General features: G+C 40.1%; 16 protein-coding genes. 3 read left to right on the top strand and 13 right to left on the bottom strand.

Annotated features, from left to right (window positions below; genetic code table 11):
- Positions 1-33: 33 nt before the first annotated feature.
- The 4 genes from L3V77_RS00530 to L3V77_RS00515 all read right to left on the bottom strand — a co-directional run bounded on the left by L3V77_RS00530 (position 34) and on the right by L3V77_RS00515 (position 3,094).
- Positions 34-531: a DUF2489 domain-containing protein gene (locus L3V77_RS00530; protein ID WP_275136657.1), complete on the bottom strand. Its 498-nt coding sequence runs from the start codon at positions 529-531 to the stop codon at positions 34-36.
- Positions 532-537: 6 nt separating this feature from the next.
- A complete protein-coding gene (gene yihI, locus L3V77_RS00525) occupies positions 538-1,116 on the bottom strand; it encodes a Der GTPase-activating protein YihI (RefSeq protein ID WP_275135288.1) in 579 nt (192 codons plus the stop codon).
- Positions 1,116-1,754 (bottom strand): class I SAM-dependent methyltransferase, encoded by a 639-nt coding sequence (locus L3V77_RS00520; protein ID WP_275135287.1) that lies wholly within the window; start codon positions 1,752-1,754, stop codon positions 1,116-1,118. Before L3V77_RS00520 ends, yihI begins: the two co-directional genes overlap by 1 nt.
- A 722-nt stretch (positions 1,755-2,476) precedes the next feature.
- On the bottom strand, positions 2,477-3,094 hold the full coding sequence (locus L3V77_RS00515; RefSeq protein WP_195704833.1) for a c-type cytochrome: 618 nt from the start codon (positions 3,092-3,094) through the stop codon (positions 2,477-2,479).
- A 189-nt stretch (positions 3,095-3,283) separates the two neighbouring features.
- On the opposite strand from L3V77_RS00515, the gene yihA reads away from it, so the two are divergent.
- Entirely contained in the window at positions 3,284-3,991 is a 708-nt protein-coding gene (gene yihA / locus L3V77_RS00510; protein WP_275135286.1) for a ribosome biogenesis GTP-binding protein YihA/YsxC, read from the top strand.
- A 706-nt stretch (positions 3,992-4,697) separates the two neighbouring features.
- Here the strand turns inward: yihA and polA are convergent.
- Both polA and hemB read right to left on the bottom strand, forming a co-directional pair.
- Positions 4,698-7,496 carry a DNA polymerase I gene (polA, locus tag L3V77_RS00505; protein WP_275135285.1) on the bottom strand — a complete coding sequence of 933 codons (2,799 nt, stop codon included), beginning with the start codon at positions 7,494-7,496 and terminating at the stop codon, positions 4,698-4,700.
- Positions 7,497-8,155: 659 nt separating this feature from the next.
- On the bottom strand, positions 8,156-9,196 hold the full coding sequence (hemB, locus tag L3V77_RS00500) for a porphobilinogen synthase (RefSeq protein ID WP_275135284.1): 1,041 nt from the start codon (positions 9,194-9,196) through the stop codon (positions 8,156-8,158).
- Between the two features lie 175 nt (positions 9,197-9,371).
- Between hemB and L3V77_RS00495 the strand changes: the two genes are divergently transcribed.
- The gene (locus L3V77_RS00495; protein WP_275135283.1) at positions 9,372-10,145 is read left to right on the top strand and encodes a TatD family hydrolase; all 774 of its coding nucleotides are present in this window, start codon (positions 9,372-9,374) and stop codon (positions 10,143-10,145) included.
- Between the two features lie 69 nt (positions 10,146-10,214).
- Here L3V77_RS00495 and tatC read toward each other — a convergent pair whose 3' ends face one another.
- The 7 genes from tatC to rmuC form a co-directional block, all read right to left on the bottom strand.
- On the bottom strand, positions 10,215-10,973 hold the full coding sequence (tatC, locus tag L3V77_RS00490; RefSeq protein WP_195704828.1) for a twin-arginine translocase subunit TatC: 759 nt from the start codon (positions 10,971-10,973) through the stop codon (positions 10,215-10,217).
- 67 nt (positions 10,974-11,040) lie between these two features.
- Positions 11,041-11,418 carry a Sec-independent protein translocase protein TatB gene (tatB, locus tag L3V77_RS00485; protein ID WP_275135282.1) on the bottom strand — a complete coding sequence of 126 codons (378 nt, stop codon included), beginning with the start codon at positions 11,416-11,418 and terminating at the stop codon, positions 11,041-11,043.
- Positions 11,419-11,421: 3 nt separating this feature from the next.
- Positions 11,422-11,670 (bottom strand): Sec-independent protein translocase subunit TatA, encoded by a 249-nt coding sequence (gene tatA / locus L3V77_RS00480; protein WP_195704826.1) that lies wholly within the window; start codon positions 11,668-11,670, stop codon positions 11,422-11,424.
- Between the two features lie 224 nt (positions 11,671-11,894).
- Positions 11,895-13,529: a ubiquinone biosynthesis regulatory protein kinase UbiB gene (ubiB, locus tag L3V77_RS00475; RefSeq protein WP_275135281.1), complete on the bottom strand. Its 1,635-nt coding sequence runs from the start codon at positions 13,527-13,529 to the stop codon at positions 11,895-11,897.
- Positions 13,526-14,143 carry an SCP2 domain-containing protein gene (locus L3V77_RS00470; RefSeq protein WP_275135280.1) on the bottom strand — a complete coding sequence of 206 codons (618 nt, stop codon included), beginning with the start codon at positions 14,141-14,143 and terminating at the stop codon, positions 13,526-13,528. Before L3V77_RS00470 ends, ubiB begins: the two co-directional genes overlap by 4 nt.
- A 14-nt stretch (positions 14,144-14,157) precedes the next feature.
- Positions 14,158-14,940 carry a bifunctional demethylmenaquinone methyltransferase/2-methoxy-6-polyprenyl-1,4-benzoquinol methylase UbiE gene (gene ubiE / locus L3V77_RS00465; RefSeq protein ID WP_275135279.1) on the bottom strand — a complete coding sequence of 261 codons (783 nt, stop codon included), beginning with the start codon at positions 14,938-14,940 and terminating at the stop codon, positions 14,158-14,160.
- A 168-nt stretch (positions 14,941-15,108) separates the two neighbouring features.
- Entirely contained in the window at positions 15,109-16,635 is a 1,527-nt protein-coding gene (gene rmuC / locus L3V77_RS00460; protein ID WP_275135278.1) for a DNA recombination protein RmuC, read from the bottom strand.
- A 254-nt stretch (positions 16,636-16,889) separates the two neighbouring features.
- Between rmuC and L3V77_RS00455 the strand changes: the two genes are divergently transcribed.
- Positions 16,890-17,768, top strand: coding sequence for a DMT family transporter (locus tag L3V77_RS00455; protein WP_275136656.1), 879 nt, complete (start codon positions 16,890-16,892; stop codon positions 17,766-17,768).
- Positions 17,769-17,799: the final 31 nt, after the last annotated feature.

The following is a 17,799-nucleotide window of genomic DNA, read 5'->3' as shown; positions in this document are numbered from 1 at the left end:
TTTCTAGTTAGAGAAGAAAGAGTGAGCAAAAATCTATCTATTCGCGGTCACAGTGTCTGCTGGAGAGGCATTTAGAGGTTGTATTTGAATCTGCAGTTTTTGAAGATCTTTTATTATATCATCCGCTAATCGAACTTCCGCTTTTTGTCGTTCTAGCGTCTGTTTCATCCGATCTTGTTTGACTAACTCTTGTCTCTTATCACCCCTAGCCATATCTTTGACAATCTCATATAACTCAAAAAGTGCTGGGTATTCTTTTTCAATATCAATACGGGCTTCACCTTGAATGTAATCAAGAATACAAACCACACGAATACTAACTTCAGACAGATCACATTGACCTTGAATACCAGTCATACAAAGGGTATTTACACTATCAAAAATATTTGCATTTCGCTTAGCGATGGCGATATTCATTACTTCTTTTTCTAGCTGTTTTTGCTTCTTAACCTGTAGCCACAGGTAAATAGCATAGGATGTTAAACCGAGAATAATTAGCCCACCAATAATAAGTACTATGGTTACGCTCATCATCTCTTATCCTTTAAAGTCATTTAAGTTTAGGCCTTCAAACTGAGATAGAAGTTCTTCGTCCGAACTTGCACTCTTTTTCTTCTTTGTTAAAACCGGCTCAATAACAATGTCTTCCGCTTCATCTTCGTCTTCCAGTTCCTCTTCAGGTTCCATAAGACCAAGTTGATTCATTAATATCTCAATCCGATCTAACTTTTCATCCACATAACTTTGCAAACCAGTGCCGAGCTTCTCTCCATTCTCAATTCTGTCTAACAGAACATTAAGTTGGGCATCATTTTCTAGCGTTTCAAGTTCTTTCGCCGCAGATAAACGACGTTCTTGTTTGTTCGGTTTTTTCTTTGAATCCACAATCAATGGGATTTTCTTCTTACTGCCTAAACGAGGATCTCGCTGCTGCGCGGCCGTTCTCTGTTTTTTTTCTGCAGAGTCGGTATTACGAGTTCCAGTTTTTAGTCCTTTACGTTTTTTAACACGCTTACGCAAACGCCCTTCCACATCCGCTTCGCTACGATTTCGCGTTACGATTACTTCTACTTCGCCTGAAGAACCAGGTTGTCTTGATCTTTTATTTCTACTCATTACTGGAGTTTCCTCAGTAAAATTACATCATTACCAACAAATTCAAGTTGGAGCTTATCCCGCTCGGCCAAGTACTGAAAAGTTTTTCGGCTATAAAAACAAACGTGAGTAAGATCATTTTTATAATGCCATTTCGAAAATGCTTCTACGTCTATTACTAGCTTGGTCATAACACCAATCCAGCCACTTGGTTTAACTAAATTCAACCATTTATGCCACACATCTTTAGGATAATAGAGGTGCTCTATTACCTCTGTGGCTGTGATGAAGTCATACGTTTTATCTAATACCTTATTATCAGGATAGTAGTAGATATCGTATAACGTCATATTGTGTCCCGATTCTTGCAGCATCATAGACAAAGCAGGTCCCGGACCACAACCAAAATCTAGCCCTGTAGAGTTCGGACTAATTTTTTCCATTAGAGGATCTGACAATCGCGACAAAAAACGTCTATAACCTTCATCAGAAGGGTTATTGTTATGCAGATCATACATCGCTTTTTCGGATTCGGTATCTAGTCGTTGCACCGTCGGAACAAACACAAGATGACATCGGACACATTGAAAGTAATCCCTTTTCTTGTCTTTGTAATAGTGTTGAGAGTGTTCATCTTCACACAAAGGACACGGCTGCATAGGTACATCCTCATATTGGGATGCGAAACATACCAGAATTGGAAGGAATAGTGGAGCTTATTTCACCAGAAAAATGGGGCTAATACCATTCACATTTATGTTTGCCTCATAGAACCCATATAATCTGACCGTTATTTGGTGGGATTGATATAACTTGCGCGCCAAATAAATATAAAAAAAGCGACAGAATCAACTGTCGCTTAAAAATGGTGACCATTATGTGGCGAAAATGTGTCTAGCTAGTGCGATTGAACACAATATTCCATCTGTTTTTAGCGCTTTCCATTTCAATTTTAGTTCGTCATATTCCTGATGACGAGAGATCATCCCTATCACATAGACTTCTTATCTATAACAATTCCATTTACTCTTCCTGAGAATCCTTGCTAAAAAGCGGTTTCCTTACTAGCCATCGATGGCCATCATTTCCGTTTGAGCATCTTGCTTGGGTCATAATCTACTTTAAACGTAATACCAAACAAGCGTTGAAGATCAAATAATTCAAACAAATTAGGATGGAGTTTTGATAAGCAGGGATATTCAATAGCTTAGACATTCCCACACTTTCAGCTATGGATAATATCTCACAAGATTTAAAGCGTAATTCTTTAGCCTATGTTATTGAACGAAGTGATCACACACATATAAAAATCCCTCAACAAAACAAAATTTGCTAAGGGACCAGATTTAATAGGTTTACTTGCTAGTGGCTAAATGTAAATTTAATGCAAACCACCAACATATTTTGAAAGCGTGTCTATCTCTTTATCTGTCAGCTTCATTGCAATATCGCGCATCATCTCATTGAGATCATTTTTACGCTCACCTGCTCTAAACTTAGTTAACTGAATCTTGATGTAATCGGCATGTTGACCTGAAATTTTCGGGAATCCAGATAACGCGGTACCATTACCTCTTGGACCATGACACGCGACACAAGCGGTTAAACCACGCTCAGCATTACCAGCAAGATAAAGCGCCTTGCCTTGCTCAACGACATCTTCGGGCGTTGAGTTATCAGAGATAGGCAGAGATGAGTAATATGCGGCTAAATCTTGTCTATCTTGATCAGATAATGACATAGCCATTGGACTCATTACTGGGTCATACCTACCTTTCTCTCCAGAAGTTTCTATACCGAGTTTGAGCTCAGCAAGCTGCTTCTCTATATAGCCTGCATGCTGACCCGCTATTTTGGGGTATTGCGTGATTAGACTATTTCCATCAGCAGAGTGACAAGCAACACAGGTTGCAGATTTAGCTTTACCAGCTTCGACATTACCTTGGGCCCAAACAGTGAAGCTGGCGAACAGCCCCAAGATTAGTGCTAATTTATTCATGACATTCCATTATTATTATGAGGCTCTGCTTTTTTTTCATACTTACACAACTGAATAAAAAGACAGACCTAGGCTTCCAGTACCACGTTTTTTTGGGTACGACGTGGTACAATATTCGACTTTATTACCCTTTAGCGGTTATTTTACACAATTTAACAAAAAAGCAATCAACTGACTACATAAAGTCAGATGGAGTTAACATTGAGCGCAAAAATTCACTATCAAAACACGCATTTTATCACTAGTGCACCCGATATTCGCCACTTACCAGAAGACGAAGGTATCGAAATTGCGTTTGCTGGACGATCAAATGCAGGTAAATCTAGCGCACTTAACCGCTTGACGAACCAGCGTAGTTTAGCAAAGACCAGTAAAACACCGGGTCGTACGCAGTTAATTAACCTATTTAAGGTTCAAGAACACTGTCATATCGTTGATCTACCTGGATACGGATTTGCACAAGTTCCTATCGAACTAAAAAAGAAATGGCAAAAATCTTTAGGTGAATATCTACAAAAACGAGAATGCTTAAAAGGTCTTGTCGTATTAATGGATATTCGTCATCCGATGAAAGATCTCGATCAACAGCTTATATATTGGGCTGTAGAGTGCAATATCCCTGTACAAGTTTTGCTAACTAAAGCGGATAAATTGAAAAGTGGTGCACGTAAAGCACAACTAAATAAGATCAAAAAAGACGCATTAGAATTTGATGGTAATGTCGCCGTTGATCTATTTTCATCATTGAAGGGAATTGGTGTTGACCAGTTACGCGCTAAACTCGATACATGGTTTGCCCCAGCGATTTTAGCGCTGGAGGAGCTGGCAGCAGAAACTTCCGTTTCAGAAGAGGCTTCTAAGGAAGAGACTGCAAGTTCGGAAGGCGACACAGAATAGAAGGCCATAAAAAACCCCACCGGAAATGGGTGGGGATAACGGTAGAGAATTCGTATCTCATTTCCTTCATTATAACTGCCTATCTGTTTTCTACTTACCTAGCGTCACAAAACCGAATTTTTAACAAACGCCAAACGTCACACCCAGTTACTTATTAACATTTCTGTAACTTAATTTCATCCAAACACATCACGTTGAAGATTTACCTTCAAAGAGTTCCTGGAGGTTTGAATCATTTCTTGGCATATGAACTCAGATTTCATCATATCAACAGACACTGATTTTCTTGTGTTCAATAAAAATTTACAACGAAATGAAAGTAAAGGTGCAGTCATATATTCAAACTAATGATGGGCATTTAAAACCTATTAAAGCAATGAATTAACAGGAGTTTTATTGTGACGACAATATTTTCTCTGCCGCAATAAAAAACGCCCCAGTCAAATACTGACTGGGGCGGCTGAATTAGCTTAATCCAATAACGTGAAACAAAAGGTCTGAAAGATAGAACATCTTACCTCTGTACCCTACGAGAGTTACTGTACAACAAACGATCATATTTGAAAATAGTTTTTGTAATTTATTTTCACCATTTTTCATCAAAAATACATAAGTGATTGAGATCACACTACTTTATTTTGAATAAAAAAAAGCCAACTAATGTGCGCTGGCTCATGTATTTTGGTCTTATTTAGTTAAAAAGTGTCTAGTGAGCCTGATCCCAGTTATCACCATGACCCGCATCAGCCACTAAGGGGACATTTATTTCTGCCGCCGATTCCATCAAATTCTGTATTTTTATTTCAATTTCGGCTAATACGCTCTCTTTCACTTCAAATACCAGTTCATCGTGTACCTGCATAAGCAAACGCACTTTCCCATCACCCTCTGACTGAACCCAGTTATCGACCAACAACATCGCTTTTTTAATAATATCCGCGGCAGTACCTTGCATCGGGGCATTGATAGCAGCTCGTTCCGCTGCTTTTCTACGTATACCATTACGAGATTTAATTTCTGGGAGGTACAGTTTTCGACCGAATATTGTCTCAACATAACCTTGAACCGATGCCTGTGAACGTGTGTCTTCCATATATTGCAAAACACCTGGGTAACGTTCGAAATAAGTATTCATATAGTCTTGAGCTTCGTGTCTAGGTATACCAAGTTGCTTAGCCAGACCAAAAGCGCTCATACCATATATTAATCCAAAATTAATTGCTTTAGCACGTCGGCGTTGTTCACTACTCACGTCTTCAATGCTAACTCCCATCACTTCCGCTGCCGTTGCTGCATGGATATCTTTCCCATTTTTGAAGGCATCTAATAAGGCTTTATCACCAGAAAGATGAGCCATAATACGAAGTTCTATTTGGGAGTAATCGACTGCCAATATTTTCCACCCATGTGGCGCAACAAATGCCTGTCGTATACGACGACCTTCTTCATTTCGAATTGGGATATTTTGCAAGTTTGGATCGGTTGATGAAAGACGCCCAGTTGCTGTCACGGCCTGATGATAAGAGGTATGCACCCGGCCTGTTTCAGCATTAATCATTTTAGGCAGCTTATCAGTATAAGTTGATTTCAGCTTAGCGAGTCCACGATACTCTAAGATTCGTTTTGGTAATGGGTAATCAAGAGCGAGCTCTTGAAGAACCTCTTCATTTGTTGAAGGCGCACCCGACGGTGTTTTCTTTACGACTGGAAGCCCCATCTTCTCAAACAAGATCGCTTGCAACTGCTTAGGTGAGCTTAAGTTAAACTCCTGACCTGCGATTTCATACGTCTCTTTTTCTAATTCATCTAAACGAACAGCAATTTCCTGAGACTGTGCGGATAACAACATGTCATCAATAAAAACTCCGGTTCTTTCTATGCGAGAGAGCACAGGCACAAGCGGTATCTCTATCTCTTCATATACCGATTTAATCTTTTCATCTTTCTCAATTTCAGCGTATATACGATTATGCAGACGCAATGTCACGTCTGCGTCTTCTGCTGCATATGGTGAGGCCTGATCTATATCTATTTGGTTGAACGTAAGTTGTTTTTTTCCTTTACCGGCTATCGCCTCAAATGAGATACAACTGTGCTGCAGAAATCGAAGTGCCAAACTGTCCATATCATGCCGACCACCTACGCTGTTATAAACGTAAGAAGCTAGCATTGTGTCATGTTTAATACCTTTCATTTCAATATTATATCGAGCCAAAACACTGGCATCATATTTTAGGTTTTGACCTACCTTTTTACGGCTATCGTCTTCTAAGATTGGTTTGAGTTGTGATAACACCCATCCCCTATCTAACTGCTCTGGTGCATCCATGTAGTCATGAGTAAGAGGTACATACGCAGCGATGCCTTCTTCAACGGCAAATGAAAGCCCAACAAGATTAGCAACCATATAGTCTAAACTGTCTGTTTCAGTATCGAATGCAAAGAGATCACACTCTTTCAGTTTCTCTAGCCATTGGTTAAAACTCTCTGCGCTTAAAATCGTTTCATACTGACTTCTGTCTATCTTTACCGCACTGTTATCTAGAGTAGAAGTGGTATTACTACCTGTCGATACCCCTGCAGCACGACCAGACTTATCATCAGCTTCAACAACGCCAGTTCCACCATCTAATAACTCATTCAACCATGCCTTGAATACAAGTTTGCCATAAAGCTCTATCAACTCGTCGCGATTTGGTTCTTGTTTTAGTAAGGAATCATGTGTCTCTTCTAACTCAACATCTAACTTAATAGTGGCGAGTTCATAAGACATATATGCATTTTCTTTGTTATCGATAAGCTTCTTAGCCATGTTTTTAGATCCACGGAAGCCTAATGCCGCAATACCATCTAAATTGTTGTATATCTCATCGACACTACCGATTCCTTGTAAAAGTGCCGTCGCCGTTTTATCACCTACACCTGGAACTCCTGGAATGTTATCGACCTTATCCCCCATTAACGCAAGATAATCGATAATTAATTCAGGAGGGATACCAAATTTCTCAATGACTCCTTCCCTATCCATCACAACATTAGTCATGGTGTTAATCAGGGTTACATTCTCGTCAACAAGCTGTGCCATATCTTTATCGCCAGTACTAATAAGTACTGGCATACCCGCTGCAGATGCCTGAGAAGACAACGTACCTATTACGTCATCAGCTTCCACTCCGGGTATAGATATTAACGGTAATCCCATTGCTCTTATTACGTTATAAAGAGGCTCTATCTGACAGCGTAATTCGTCCGGCATAGAAGGTCGATTAGCTTTGTATTCTGGATACAGATCATCTCGAAAAGTTTTTCCTTTGGCATCAAATATGACAACTATTTTTTCAGTCGAAAATTGACGCATCATACTTCGCAACATGTTAACTACACCATAAACGGCATTAGTTGGAATATCTCCATTACTCATAGAATCGGGGTATGCGTGAAATGCACGGTAAAGATAAGAAGAACCATCGATAAGTATCAATGGGTTTTCAGGAATGCTTGCCATGAGATTGTAATCCAGAACAGGGAAAAGTTATTCACTTAGAATGCCATGAAAGGCCATTATTATCCATTCAGATAACGAGACCTATATGGCTGTTATTTGCAAAAACATATCAAGTTTTCTGTGGATAAGTCTGTTTGTACTTTCTGATCGCCTAAAAAACACCCACAAGGATTGACTATTTTATTTATATAAAATCTTTAAAAATCAAAATGTTAAATGATAAACACTTGAGAAAATAAAGATCACAAAATGATCCTTAATTGTGGAAAAGTTCTCGATAGGACAAAAGATAATTATTTTCAACTAGCGGTATTGTACAAGGATGGGATTAGGTATGACTTAAAAAAAGAAAGCGACATCAAGAGATGTCGCTTAGCATAACTAGTACAAGCAGAATGGGATCCTGCTTTTCCTAATAGCTTAATACACTGGAAGCAATGTGAGCAATGTCGTGTCAATAAGAAATAAAATTCAACTACTTTGGTAAACAGTGAATCATTTCCTGAAGACATGGTAATAATAACCATTCTCATTCGCATTGCAAGAGTTATTTAAAAAAACTTTGTATAGATAAGCGCTAAATCCAGTTAATCAGGTATAAAAACAAAAAAACGGCGTCATTTGACACCGTTTTTAGTTTCTAAGCCATTAAGTAGAGGTTACTCGCTGATGCTTTCTTTCGCTTTGGCATTATCTTCTGCAAGCCAAAGTGCTACATCTTTGGCAAAATAGGTCAAAATACCATCCGCTCCTGCGCGCTTAAAGCACAGCAATGATTCCATTACGGTCTCTTTCTCTTTTAACCAACCATTTTGAATAGCGGCTTTATGCATTGCATATTCGCCAGATACTTGATAAGCGAACGTAGGAACTTGCAGTTCAGATTTTACTCGACGAACAATATCTAAATAGGGCATACCAGGTTTAACCATCACCATATCCGCACCTTCATTGATATCCATTGCAACTTCATGCAATGCTTCATCACTGTTCGCAGGATCCATCTGATAATTTTTCTTATTACCACCTTTCAGGTTTGACGCTGACCCGACGGCATCTCTAAACGGACCATAATAGTTCGACGCGTACTTAGCAGAATAAGCCATTATTTGGGTGTGGATGTATCCAGCCTCTTCCAAAGCTTCTCGGATACGACCAATTCGCCCATCCATCATATCTGAAGGAGCAATAACGTCAGCACCGGCTTCTGCATGAGAAAGCGCCTGCTTGATTAAAACTTCTGTTGTTTCTTCATTCATGACATAACCGGTTTCATCGATGATGCCATCTTGTCCGTGTGTCGTGAATGGATCCAGAGCTACATCAGTAATCACACCTATTTCCGGCACGTGCTCTTTTAGCGCTCTCACTGCTCGTTGTGCTAATCCTTCCGAGTTATACGCCTCTTGCGCGCATAAACTTTTGACGTCTTGATTAACCACGGGAAATAATGCGATAGCAGGCACGCCCAATTTAGCAAGTAACTGAGCTTCCTCTAACATCAAGTCAATTGATAAACGCTCTACGCCTGGCATCGAATCAACGGCTTCGCGTCGATTTTTACCCATTAGTATAAACATAGGGTAGATAAGGTCACTCGCACTTATCTGATTTTCGGCCATTAAACGGCGACTAAAATCATGCTTACGCATACGACGCATACGTCGTACTGGAAATTCACCTTTAATAGAAACAGACACTTGGCTCTCCTAGACAATAATTCGTTTTTATCAATCAATGTACAGTTTGTATTATATCATTGTCGATATTGGATAGGAGCTTAATGCGATAGAAATTCTCTCTAGAGCACAAATTCAATATATACTGAGAGGAATTTACTCAATCACCTAAACTCGGAATAATAGAGATACGATCATGATAGATACCCATGCCCACATATACGCTTCCGAATTTGACAACGATCGTAAAGAAGTCATTCATAGGGCGTTAAGTCAGGGAATAGATACTATTTTATTGCCTAACATTAACCTAGACTCAATCAAGCCCATGCTGGCTACTGAGGCGCAATATGTTGATGTTTGTCGCTCAATGATGGGGTTACATCCATGTTATGTAAATGGAGAGGTCAAACAGACTCTAGCAACGATTCACTCTTGGTTTGAAAAGCACAATTTTATTGCGGTTGGTGAGATAGGAATTGACCTCTATTGGGATAAAACCTACAAAGCCGAACAGGAATACGCCTTTATTACCCAACTAAACTGGGCGAAAGAGATGTCGTTACCTATTGTCATCCATACTAGAGATTCAATTGAAGAAACGCTTCATTTATTGCGAAGCGAACAGGATGGCTCTTTAACCGGTGTATTTCATTGCTTTGGTGGCAGCATTGACGAAGCAAAAGCGATTAACGAACTCGGATTTCATCTTGGATTAGGCGGGGTATCAACATTCAAGAATGGTGGTATGGACAAAGTAATCCCAAGCTTAGACCTAGACTATGTCATTTTAGAAACCGACTGTCCGTATCTTGCACCAGTGCCACATCGAGGTAAACGTAACGAACCATCATATACCGCATTAGTCGCGAAACGAGTTGCTGAACTAAGGGCGTTGGATATTGCGGAAGTAGACCGTTTAACCACGGAGAATGCTAAACGACTATTTAAGCTAAATCTTGAATCTTGAATCTTGAATCTTGAATCTTGAAAAGACAATAGTAAAAAAGCGAGTAGTACATCACTCGCTTTCAGTATATTAAGCCTCTGTTTCCTCCTCACTACTTTCATCGTCGTCTTTTTTTATATAGAAACGAGCGAAAAACAACCCCACTTCAAACAATATACACATTGGAATCGCGAGCAGTGTCTGTGAAATCATATCGGGTGGCGTTAACATCATCCCGAATACAAAAGCGGCAACAACAATATACGGACGTTTCTCCGCAAGGCTCTTTGGATTTGTCGCCCCAGTCCAACATAGCAATATAATTGCAACAGGTACTTCAAATGCGATACCAAATGCAAAAAACAGAGCAAGAACAAAGTCTAAATAACTCGAAATATCAGTAGCGAACTCTACACTGCCTAACGAAATAGCAGTAAAAAAACTGAAAACAAGTGGAAAAACAACATAATAGGCGAATGCAACGCCACAATAAAAAAGCAGCGAACTTGAAAACATAAGCGGCATAACTAACTTACGTTCATGTTTGTACAAGCCCGGAGCAACAAATCCCCATACCTGATGCAAAATATAAGGTACAGCAACAAATATAGACGCTATCAGCGTTAATTTAAGTGGCGTAAAAAAGGGAGAAGCGACGTCTGTTGCTATCATCGTAGCCCCTTCAGGCAGGCGATCAACTAATGGAGACGAAACAAACACATAAATGTCACTGGCAAAATAAATTAAACCAACAAATATGAAGAGTACAGCCAATAGTGCTCTTAAAAGGCGATTTCTCAGCTCTAGTAGATGGCTAATCAAAGGTTGGGTTTGCTCGGCTGATGCCATATTTAACCTCTAAATGGAAAAACAGAAAGAGCTGCACTTGCGGCAGCTCTATCAAAATGAAGCCAAATTAATCTGGCTTTTTTTCTTCAGGTACATCAACTTTCACGGCATTCACCTTTTCAGGTTGAGCGGGATCCGTTGATTTAGACTCTGTAGCATAAGGTCTTTGAACATCTGCAGCCGCTTTTTTCAGTTCTTCAACTGATGCTTTTAGATCAGGGGCGAGATCTTCCATCCCCATTTTCTCGGCTTTTTTAAGGTTATCTTGTAATTCTTGAATTTTCAGCTCGTGGGTAAGTTCATCTTTTACCCCATTTGCCATTGCCTTTGCGCTGTTGATAAATTTTGAAACACTGCGTATCGCAACTGGTAAACGCTCTGGACCAAGGACTACTAAACCTACGACAGATATTAATACCAGTTCCCAAAAACCGATATCAAACACTAATTAGACCTTCTCTTTGTCTTTTTTAACTTCTTCAGTAGAAGCCTGTTCTGACTTCTGCTCTAAATTTTGCTGTTCGAAGTCTGCGTCTTTGGCTTCTTTTTTCGCCGCGTCTTCGTCACTCATGGCATTTTTAAATCCTTTTACTGCAGAACCCAAATCACCACCCATGTTGCGTAGCTTTTTAGTTCCAAATAGTAAAACAACGATAACTGCTATGATAAGCAACTGCCAAATACTAATACCGCCCATTTTCCAATACCTCGGGTTATACAATAAGACTTTAAATAAGTGTGCTAGTTTACTTGTTATTTACCGCGTACACGTAAATTAAGCAAGCAAAATGTGACCTCAACAACACCACTACCTACACATGGGTAGATTAAGAATTGATATATTCCTTAATGTTAACGATTAAAAAGGAATGTAAACGTTTATTAACAATATACACCTCCTTTTAAGCGTCGATTTTTATCCTACTTGCTGTGTATGCGCCAACTTACTAACCAACACAAAACACCAGTGACAGCGGAAGCAATAGCAATATCCTGATAAGGACTTAGCAATAGAATCGCTGAGCAAACAACCAATGTCGCGCCAACACCAAAGGTTAATATCCCTTTAGCATGTTGTTGCTTCGTCGCTCGGTAGCCAGTATAAAGCTGCTCCATTTTGTGATTCATGGCCTTACCCTGCTTAAGGCTGTCGTAAAGCAATTCAGGAAGTTCAGGTAATCGCTCCGCCCAAAATGGCGCTTTTTCTTTGATCGCATTAACGACCGCTTGGGGCCCAACCTGATTAGCCATCCACTTTTCTAAAAATGGTTTAGCCGTATCCCACAAATCTAACTGTGGGTAGAGCTGCCGACCCAAACCTTCAACATAGAGTAATGTTTTTTGTAACAGGATCAACTGCGGTTGTACTTCCATATTAAAACGGCGGGCTGTATTGAATAGATTCAATAACACATGACCGAAAGAGATTTCACACAGCGGTTTAGCAAAAATAGGTTCACATACAATGCGAATAGCAAATTCAAATTCTTGTAGATTGGTATCTGGTGGTACCCAACCGGAATCGACATGCAGTTCCGCGACTTTACGGTAATCACGATTAAAGAAAGCAAGAAAATTCTCTGCAAGATAACGTTTATCTTCTGTGTTTAACGTACCTACGATCCCGCAATCAAGGCCAATCCATTGTGGATTGTCAGCATGCTCTGGATTCACAAACACATTACCGGGGTGCATATCTGCATGAAAAAAACTGTCACGAAAAACTTGGGTAAAGAAAACGCTAACACCGCGTTCCGCGAGCAACTTCATATTAGTGCCGTTCGCTTCTAACCCTTCAATATCAGAAACTTGAATACCGTAAATACGTTCCGATACCATTAAAGCTTCACTGCTGAAATCCGTCATAACCTCAGGAACATAGAGCTCTTCGCTCCCTTCAAAATTCCGTCTAAGTTGTATTGCGTTAGCGGCTTCTCGACGAAGATCTAATTCATCAATTAGCGTTTTTTCATACTCTCGTACCACTTCTACCGGCTTTAAGCGCCTAGCTTCGGCTGTTGCTTTAGCAACGATCTTCGCCATTCGATACATCAACTTAATATCCGCATCAATCGCAAGGCGAATATCTGGGCGTATGATCTTGAGTACGATTTCTCTACCGCTATCTTTTAACTTTGCAGTATGGACTTGAGCAATTGATGCGGAAGCTAACGGCTCAATATCAAAGTCCGTAAACCAATTTTCTAATTTTCCCCCTAGCGCTTTTTCCATTTGATCCTTTGCTTCCTGACCATCAAATGGCGCTACGCGATCCTGCAAAAGAGCAAGTTGATCGGCTAAATGAGGAGGAAACAGATCTCGACGAGTCGACATCATCTGACCAAACTTAATCCAAACTGGCCCTAATTCTTGGAGCGCTAACCGTAGCCTAACGCCAAGCGCTTTGTCTTGATGCTTATTCTTGATCCAAAAAAGCGCTTTACGAGCAAGCAAGGGGGTTTTAGTCAGTTCATGTTCAGGAATTAATTCATCCAAACCATACTCTAACTGAACTTTAGTGATGTGATACAGGCGTCGTAACTCTGCTGGTCTCATGCTTTCTCCAACAATTGAGTAAAGCTTTTAACTAGTTTGGCAGCACGGAGCTCAACGTCTGAAACCTGATTACAAAAGTTGGCAATTTCCAGTGGGCTCGGTGCGACTTTCCATTCTTCTGTCAGTATTTGTGCCACATGATTATGATGCTTATTCGCTTGTTTCTTAACCCAAGCATTCGTGTCTTTGACACCTTGTACAACGGTATGAGCGACGATATCACCCGTCACTCTGGACATCCATTCCTCGATGTCGGGTTTACAATCATTCATTAATTGAGAGAATTGTTGAGCTAATTTCAAATCACCTTCAAGCTCAATTTTTTCTTGCTTGATCAAGCGAGTGATATTGTTTTGGTCTTTAAGCTGTGTAAGTACGGTTAAATGAAGAGAAAGATAGCAATCTGGCGAACCTTCATAATGCGTTAACACATCAACTTGCTGACTAAAAACGAAAGTAAGTGTTTTTTTTAATTCAATAAGATGAACTTGCAACACCTTTCCTTTAAGACGGTTTAAGCGTCGCCCATGTTCAGGATTGTCTTTAATCAGAGTATTAATCGTGGTCTCTATTGCTGCTGTAGCAATTTGATCCGTCAAACCTAGCTCAAGCATTAGTTACCTCAACTTCAGAATTTGTAGCCGCGATGCAAAGCAACAATACCGCCCGTTAGATTGTAATAGCGGGTTTGCTCGAAACCAGCATCATCCATCATACCTTTGAGTGTTTCTTGATCTGGATGCATACGAATAGACTCAGCCAGATATCGATAGCTTTCTGAATCATTCGCTATCAGCTGTCCCATTTTAGGTAACAAGTGGAATGAGTAAGTATCATAGATCTTAGATAATGGTTTTAATACTGGCTTAGAAAACTCAAGCACGAGTAATCGTCCGCCCGGCTTAAGTACACGAAACATCGAACGTAATGCTTTATCTTTGTCTGTTACGTTTCTCAAGCAAAAGCTAATTGTAATGCAATCAAAATAGTCATCAGGAAAGGGAAGATCTTCAGCGTTTGCTTGTACATAATGCACGTTACCGACGACACCAACATTACGCAGTTTGTCACGGCCTACATTCAGCATTGAGTTATTTATGTCTGCAAGAATGACATGGCCTTGTTCACCAACAATGCGAGAAAACTTTGCCGTCAGATCACCGGTGCCACCACCAAGGTCCAGAATTTTTTGACCTGGTCTTGCTCCACTACAATCAATAGTAAAGCGCTTCCAGATACGGTGAACACCGCCTGACATTAGATCGTTCATAATATCGTATTTCGTTGCTACAGAGTGGAATACTTCCGCTACTTTGGCGACTTTCTCATCTTTGGCTATCGTTTTAAAACCAAAGTGTGTCGTCTCATCTGATGGTATCGCTGAGTTTTCATTTAGGCTTATATCGGTCATTGTGTTCCTCTTGTGCAATACCTTAACAACAGCTTTGTTGCTTTAAAATATTCAATACATTCAGTCTTAATTAGAAATACATACGTACATTAAGTCAATTCTAACTCCGCAAGTAGGCAATATGAAGATGGTGTGTGTTTTTCACAAACCAGTAAGAATTGCGGACCGTCAGTTTACTTTATCCTCTGCCTGATGTCTTTCTTTTGCCGACGCTTCCGTTAGGCAATTTTGTTCTAACTCAATAATACTTGTCGGTATTGAGCGCTTAACTTCGACACCTAACTCTTTGAAGCTTTCTGCCTGCCGGATTACATTTCCTCGACCCGTAGCCAGTTTACTCATTGCACCTTGGTAATTCTGATTCGCTTTGTCTAATGACTGCCCTACCGATTCCATATCGGTGACGAAAAGTCTTAACTTATCATAAAGTTTACTTGCTCTATCCGCGATCACTTTTGCATTTTGATTCTGTCTTTCATTACGCCAAAGGTTATCAATCGTTCTTAACGCCACCAACAACGTTGTGGGACTGACTAAAATGATATTATTTTCCATCGCATCTTTTACTAAGCTTGGGTCGGCCTCAATCGCAACCTGAAAAGCAGGTTCCACGGGAATAAACATTAATACATAATCGAGGCTCTGTATGCCTTTTAGATGTTGGTAGTCTTTAAGGCTTAAGCCTTTGATATGGCCGCGTAATGCGGATAAGTGATCGCTTATCGCCTGCTGTTTATCTGCATCTGATTCAGCGTTAAAATACCTTTCATAGGCAACCAACGCCATTTTTGAGTCAACAATTACCTGCTTTTCATGAGGAAGGTACACAATGACATCCGGTTGATAGCGCTTACCCGCGTCATCTTGAAGGCTAACTTGTGTTTGATATTCATGCCCCTCTCGCAAGCCAGACTCGGCTAACACTCGAGCCAAAACCACCTCACCCCAATTACCTTGCTGTTTGTTGTCACCTTTCAAGGCCTGGGTTAAATTGACGGCTTCTTTCGTCATTTGCTCATTAAGTTTCTGTAAACTTTTAATTTCATGAACCAGTGTGTGCCGCTCTTTGGCTTCCATACCATAGCTATCTGTTACCTGCTTTTTAAAACCTTCTAACTGTTCTTTTAACGGTGTGAGCAGCCCTTCAAGACTTTGCTTATTTTGCTGATCAACTTTCGCCGTCTTGGCATCAAAAAGGTTATTAGCGAGCTGTTCAAACTCTTGCTTTAGACGCAGCTCTGCCTTCTCCAATAATTCGACCTTTTCATGAACGGCCTTACTTTCTTCTTGATGCCTTGCTTGTTGCTCTCTTAATTCCGCTTTTCTTTGTGATATCTCTTCTCTGGCAAGCTCAAGTAGTTGAGAAAACCTCAAACGTTCTTTTTTTACAGAATCAAAGTGGCGTAAATTTTCCATGGCAGCCATTAGCTGACCATGAGTTTGTGTTAATTCATGCGCCGCTTTATCTCTATCGATATCCAACTGTTCTAATTCTGTTTGAGTTCGCTGAATGCTCTGCTCAAGTTGCTCGTTTTTAGAACTAAGCAAGTTTTGGTCGGCTTCCGCTTGTTGTTTTAGCAACTGAATCTGAAACTGATACTTTTGTTTTATCCACCAACCGACAATAAATGCCGAAAAAATACCACTAACGAGAATAGTAATAACGAGTTCTTGATTTTCTATAATCCACTGCATAATGTCAGTCTTAATCCTTTGAATGCTGGACAAATGGTAAGTGTGTACTGGATAAATGTCCAGTCATTCGGTATCGGTTGAATGTATTGCTTCTTGAACGTAAAGGCCATTGGAAACTCAGGCATTTTATTTATTGAATCTAGGGAATATTTGTCGACGTTGATTTTCGTAGTTTTGCAATTAATAACGCAAAGATTCAAAATTCAAGAAATGCTACTATTCCAGTCCATTTGAACAAAACAAAAATTTACATGATAAATGAACGTCGCGCTTTAGGATTTGGTATTGCTGCTGTCATGCTTTGGTCAACAGTTGCCACCGCTTTTAAAATAACCTTGCAAGAATTTACACCTATTCAAATGTTGACTGTGGCGAGTTTTGTTTCTGCGGTAACCTTATTCTCACTCTGTCATTTCCAAGGGAAAGTGAATCAGATATTCACTACCTTCTTCTCCAATCCACTCTATTTCGTCATCCTTGGGCTCATCAATCCATTGGCGTATTACTTAATACTCTTTAAGGCCTATGAGTTACTACCGGCCTCACAAGCGCAGCCATTAAACTACAGCTGGGCGATTACATTAACGTTGATGGCCGCAGTTTTTCTCGGTCAAAAAATAAAAAAACAAGATTGGTTTGCGTGCGCGCTTGGTTATTTCGGTGTTGTGATTATTGCCACAAAGGGAGATTTACTGGCACTTGATTTTGATAGCCCACTCGGCGTTGGCTTGGCATTATTATCCACGCTACTTTGGTCCGGCTACTGGATTCTCAATGCGAAAAATAAAGCTGATCCAGTCATTGGCGTCTTTTTAGGCTTTGTTGTTGCCTTGCCTTTTGCTGTCGCTCTTTGTTTTTATGAACAGTCCTCATGGGATATGAGTATAAAAGGATGGCTAGCCGTTACCTATGTCGGACTATTTGAAATGGGAATTACCTTTGTTCTTTGGATATCTGCACTAAAATCCACCGAGAATACCGCGAGAATAAGTAATCTAATTTTTATCTCTCCGTTTGTTTCATTGCTTTTACTTGCCTATATCATCGGTGAAGAAATACATCTCTCAACCTTGGTGGGGCTAGTTATGATCGTCATCGGGTTACTTGTACAGCAATTAAAGAGTAAGCATTAATTTACACTCTGACATTTAGCCATCATGTACA

Source organism: Vibrio sp. DW001, assembly GCF_029016285.1.
Classification (GTDB): domain Bacteria; phylum Pseudomonadota; class Gammaproteobacteria; order Enterobacterales; family Vibrionaceae; genus Vibrio.
This window is presented reverse-complemented; position numbering and strand designations above follow the sequence as displayed.

Bases quoted from the DNA above. Each gene is read 5' to 3' on its own strand.
- L3V77_RS00530 (WP_275136657.1), bottom strand. From the start codon at position 531: ATGAGCGTAACCATAGTACTTATTATTGGTGGGCTAATTATTCTCGGT.
- yihI (WP_275135288.1), bottom strand. From the start codon at position 1,116: ATGAGTAGAAATAAAAGATCAAGACAACCTGGTTCTTCAGGCGAAGTA.
- L3V77_RS00520 (WP_275135287.1), bottom strand. From the start codon at position 1,754: ATGCAGCCGTGTCCTTTGTGTGAAGATGAACACTCTCAACACTATTAC.
- L3V77_RS00515 (WP_195704833.1), bottom strand. From the start codon at position 3,094: ATGAATAAATTAGCACTAATCTTGGGGCTGTTCGCCAGCTTCACTGTT.
- yihA (WP_275135286.1), top strand. From the start codon at position 3,284: ATGGAGTTAACATTGAGCGCAAAAATTCACTATCAAAACACGCATTTT.
- polA (WP_275135285.1), bottom strand. From the start codon at position 7,496: ATGGCAAGCATTCCTGAAAACCCATTGATACTTATCGATGGTTCTTCT.
- L3V77_RS00495 (WP_275135283.1), top strand. From the start codon at position 9,372: ATGATAGATACCCATGCCCACATATACGCTTCCGAATTTGACAACGAT.
- tatC (WP_195704828.1), bottom strand. From the start codon at position 10,973: ATGGCATCAGCCGAGCAAACCCAACCTTTGATTAGCCATCTACTAGAG.
- tatA (WP_195704826.1), bottom strand. From the start codon at position 11,670: ATGGGCGGTATTAGTATTTGGCAGTTGCTTATCATAGCAGTTATCGTT.
- ubiB (WP_275135281.1), bottom strand. From the start codon at position 13,529: ATGAGACCAGCAGAGTTACGACGCCTGTATCACATCACTAAAGTTCAG.
- L3V77_RS00470 (WP_275135280.1), bottom strand. From the start codon at position 14,143: ATGCTTGAGCTAGGTTTGACGGATCAAATTGCTACAGCAGCAATAGAG.
- ubiE (WP_275135279.1), bottom strand. From the start codon at position 14,940: ATGACCGATATAAGCCTAAATGAAAACTCAGCGATACCATCAGATGAG.
- rmuC (WP_275135278.1), bottom strand. From the start codon at position 16,635: ATGCAGTGGATTATAGAAAATCAAGAACTCGTTATTACTATTCTCGTT.